Below are 4816 nucleotides of genomic sequence, written 5' to 3' on the forward strand. Positions count from 1 at the left end.
GTTCTTAAATCCGCGGCTTCAAAACTCAAGCTCCCGTGGGGCATAACAATACGCACGGGACGCTGGGACATTCCCGGCACTCCGCTTGTGATTCTTGTGAATCCGGGTGAAACCGCAGCCCACATTGACGAGGTATACGGCGAGATGTGGGCGGAATATGGTGTCGATTCCCTTCACTCTTATGGAGATTATGGAGAATCCTGCGAATTTGCCGTAGCATCGGCAATCGTGATCAAGGCTCTCGCAGAACACCTTAAAGTAGAGGAGAAAAACGTTGTGGCTCATTTTGATGAATGGACAACGGCTATGGGACTCCTTTACACACAGCTGACAATGCCCGAGACCGCGACCGTATTCACGACACACGCCACAAGCATCGGACGCAGCATCTGCGGCAACGGCAAGCCTCTTTACGAATACTTCCACAATTACAACGGTGACCAGATGGCTTCCGAGCTGAACATGCAGTCGAAACATTCGCTTGAAAAAGCTGCGGCTCATGCTGCAGACTGCTTCACCACGGTTAGCGAGGTCACGGCAAGAGAATGCGAACAATTGCTTGAGATTCGTCCGCAGGTTGTAACACCCAACGGCTTTGAGCCGGATTTTGTCCCCAAAACCGCGAAATATAACAAACTGCGCAAAGACGGCCGCATGCGACTTCTTAATGTAGCTGCTGCTCTTAGCGGCAGGAAGTATGACGACAACACATTCCTTATCGCAACTTCCGGTCGCCATGAATACCGCAACAAGGGGCTTGACCTTTTCCTCGACTCAATTGTAAAAATGGAGGAGAAACTTCCCGATAACGCAGAGGCTCTCGCTTTTATACTTGTGCCGGGATGGGTTAAGGAACCGTCCGGGAGCCTGCTGATGACGCTTGATTTCGACGGCAACGACAATTCAGCTCCCGATTTTCTGACACACCGCCTGTTCAATGAAGATTCCGACGAAGTATGCGTAAGAATACGCCAGCTTCGCGGCGAGGGCAGACTCGGGAAAGTACGTGTCATATATGTGCCGAGTTACCTTGACGGTCATGACGGAATACTCGACATAGCTTATTATGATCTTCTTCCGGCATTCGACCTTACACTTTTCCCCTCCTACTACGAGCCGTGGGGCTACACACCTCTTGAGAGCACAGCCTTCGGTGTGCCTACGGTCACTACCGACAAGGCAGGCTTCGGACAATGGGTGCTTGACAGCTTCAGAAACGGATTGCGACAGTGCGGAGTCTTCGTTACGGAAAGAGAGGATTCCAACTATTCCGATTCATGCAATGTTATAGCAGAGGCAGCCGCCGGCTATTACAAGGAGACTCCGGTTGCACGCTCCGAAGCACGCCACGCCGCTTTCCTGACAGCTGAAAAGGCAGACTGGAAATTCTTCATAACGCATTATGACGAGGCTTTCTCCGTTGCGTGGCGCAGAGCTTCGGAAAGAAACAAGAATATATTAAACTGAATATTAAACTGAATATTAAACCAATTAAAACTATATGAAACTTCAAGTCAGCAATACCAATGCTCCGGCATGGCGCACAATTACCGTGAGCGCTGAGATTCCCAAAGAGCTGAAACCTCTCGAGGAAATGTCTAAAAACCTCTGGTGGGTGTGGAACAGCGCAGGCAAGCACCTTTTCCGCGACATAGACCATGACCTCTGGCGTCAGGTCGGTGAAAATCCTGTGATGCTTCTTCAGCAACTCTCTTACGAACGCTATCAGGAAATACTCTCTGATGCGGCAATGATGCAACGCATCAAGGATGTATACGCAATGTTCAAGGACTATATGAAACAGCCTATGGACAAAAAGCTCCCCTCTGTAGCTTATTTCTCCATGGAATATGGTCTGTGCAACTGTCTCAAGATATATTCAGGCGGTCTCGGCGTGCTCGCCGGCGACTACATCAAACAGGCGTCCGATTCACGCATCGACATGACTGCTGTCGGATTCCTTTATAAATACGGCTACTTCTCGCAGTCTCTTTCCATCGACGGTCAGCAGATCGCCAACTATGAGAGCCAGAATTTCGACCAGCTTCCGATCGAGCCGGTGCTCGGTGAAGACGGACAGCCGATGGTGCTTGAAGTGCCATATCCGGGTCGTGTGGTATACAGCCACATATGGCGCGTGAACGTGGGCCGCATGAAACTTTACCTCCTCGACACAGACCTCGACCAGAATTCGGAGTGGGACCGTCAGATCACCCACAAACTCTATGGCGGCGACTGGGAGAACAGAATCAAGCAGGAATATCTCCTCGGCATCGGAGGTGTCCTCATGCTTGAGAAACTCGGCATAAAGACCGACCTTTATCATGCCAACGAAGGACACGCGGCTCTCATGAACCTGCAGCGTCTGGTGGATTATGTTCAGAAAGACCATCTTCCTTTCAATGTGGCACTTGAGATCGTACGCGCTTCTTCTCTCTATACCGTACACACTCCCGTGCCTGCAGGTCACGACTATTTCGAGGAGTCTCTCTTCGGAAAATATCTCGGCGAGTATCCCGCAAAACTCGGCATCTCCTGGAACGATCTCATGAACATGGGTCGTGAGAATCCCGACACCAACGAACGTTTCTCGATGAGTGTGTTCTGCCTCAACACCAGTCAGGAGGCAAACGGCGTGAGCTGGCTTCACGGAGAGGTTTCCAAGAAAATGTTTGCCGGTATCTGGAAAGGTTATGCTCCCGAAGAGTCTCACGTGGGTTATGTGACCAATGGTGTCCATATGCCTACCTGGGCGGCAACCGAATGGAAAGAGTTCTATTCCGAGCATCTCAACCAGGATCTCTTCAACGACCAGAGCAATCCCGAGATGTGGAAGGGTATCTTCAATGTTCCCGACGAGGATATCTGGAACATGCGTATGACTATGAAGAACAAATTCATCAATTTCGTAAAAAAGGATTTCAAAGAGAAATGGCTCAAGAACCAGGGCGATCCGACCGAGGTGATGAAGATTGTTGACAAAATCAACCCCAACGCCCTCATAATCGGTTTCGCACGCCGTTTCGCCACTTACAAGCGCGCACACCTTCTCTTCACCGATCTCGACCGTCTCGCCAAGATTGTGAACAACGAGAAATATCCCGTGCAGTTCATCTTCTCCGGCAAGGCGCACCCCGCCGACGGCGCAGGTCAGGGGCTGATCAAACGCATCACCGAAATCTCCAAGATGCCTCAGTTCTCTGGCAAGATCATATTCCTTGAGGATTACAACATGATTGTTGCAAAACGTCTCGTTTCCGGCGTCGACATCTGGCTCAACACCCCGACACGTCCGCTCGAGGCTTCCGGAACTTCCGGAGAAAAGGCAGAAATGAATGGTGTCCTCAACTTCTCTGTGCTCGACGGATGGTGGTATGAGGGTTACCGTTTCGATGAGAAAGCCGGATGGGCTCTCACCGACAAACGCACCTACACCGATCAGGCGCAGCAGGACAAACTTGATGCGGCAACTATCTATTCAATGCTGGAGAACGAGATTATCCCTCTCTACTTCAACAAGAACTACAAAGGCTACAGCCCCGAATGGATCCAGTATATCAAGCGTTCCATCGGCAATATCGCTCCCCATTTCACAATGAAGCGTCAGCTTGACGATTACATCTCCCGCTTCTATCAGCCTGAGGCAAAACGTGCCGCGAAACTCGAGGCAAACAACTTTGCCCGGGCACGTGAGATTGTGGCATGGAAAGAGGAAGTAGCCTCAAAATGGGACAGCATCCAGGTGCTTTCTTCCAACTTCGACGAGGTTCATGCCGGCGCGTCACGTACCGGTGACAAGATCGACATCAATGTCGTCATCGACACAAAGGGACTCGGTGATTCCGTAGGTGTGGAGCTTGTTTTCTACAAGGAGGAGCATGGCGAAAGCAAATACGACGGCCGCGCGGACTTCAAGGTGGTGAAACGTGACGGAAGCATATTCACCTATGAGCTCAAATCATCGCTGAAGGAGGCAGGCACATACAAATACGCGTTGCGTATGTATCCGAAGAACGAGGCTCTCCCCCACCGTCAGGATTTCGCATACGTGCGCTGGTTCTGAGAATCTTCTGAATATTAATTGACTTCTTAAGTGACACCGATTCAATAAATCGGTGTCATTTATGTTATAAAAATATGGAACATATCATTTTCAAATATTTCCCCGATCTTTCCGACAGGCAGAAAGAGTGTTTCGGGAAGATGCTCGAGCTGTATCCTGAGTGGAACGCCAGAATAAACGTGATATCCCGCAAAGATATCGACAACCTTGAGACAAACCATATCCTCCATTCCCTCGCGATTGCCAGATTCTTACGCTTCACTGACGGCTCGCGTGTCATGGACTTCGGCACGGGTGGCGGATTCCCGGGATTGCCATTGGCGGTACTTTTCCCCAATGTTCATTTCCATCTGGTCGACAGAACCGGGAAGAAACTCCTTGTCGCAAAAGAAATAGCAGACGCCTGCGCTCTTGACAATGTGTCATTCCGGCATGGAGACGTGGCGGAATGCAAGGAGAAGTTCGACTTTGTGGTAAGCCGTGCCGTCATGCCGCAGCCCGACCTCATAAAAATATGTCGCAAAAACATCGCCACGGAGCAGCGGAACGCCATACCCAACGGCCTTATAACACTCAAGGGCGGGGACATTTCCGCAGAAATGAAAAACCTTAGGCACTGCAGCGAGGTTATAGATATAAGCGATTATTTTTCCGAACCTTTCTTCGACACTAAAAAAATCGCATTCACAATCATAAAATGAGTGGAAAACAATGAATATCGCCAGATTTGAATTTTCTCTGTTCGGATTAAAC

General features: G+C 50.0%; 3 protein-coding genes. All 3 read left to right on the forward strand.

Going from position 1 to position 4816, the window contains the following annotated elements; translation table 11 throughout:
- Nucleotides 1–1467 (forward strand): glycosyltransferase (locus JX312_RS09335; protein WP_204457807.1); only part of this gene is annotated, 1467 nt, incomplete at its 5' end.
- 34 nt (nucleotides 1468–1501) lie between these two features.
- Nucleotides 1502–4063 carry an alpha-glucan family phosphorylase gene (glgP, locus tag JX312_RS09340; protein WP_204457808.1) on the forward strand — a complete coding sequence of 854 codons (2562 nt, stop codon included), beginning with the start codon at nucleotides 1502–1504 and terminating at the stop codon, nucleotides 4061–4063.
- A 74-nt stretch (nucleotides 4064–4137) separates the two neighbouring features.
- Entirely contained in the window at nucleotides 4138–4764 is a 627-nt protein-coding gene (gene rsmG, locus JX312_RS09345; RefSeq protein WP_204457809.1) for a 16S rRNA (guanine(527)-N(7))-methyltransferase RsmG, read from the forward strand.
- Nucleotides 4765–4816 lie beyond the last annotated feature (52 nt).

It is taken from the genome of Barnesiella sp. CU968 (assembly GCF_905219685.1).
Lineage (GTDB): Bacteria > Bacteroidota > Bacteroidia > Bacteroidales > Muribaculaceae > Lepagella > Lepagella muris_A.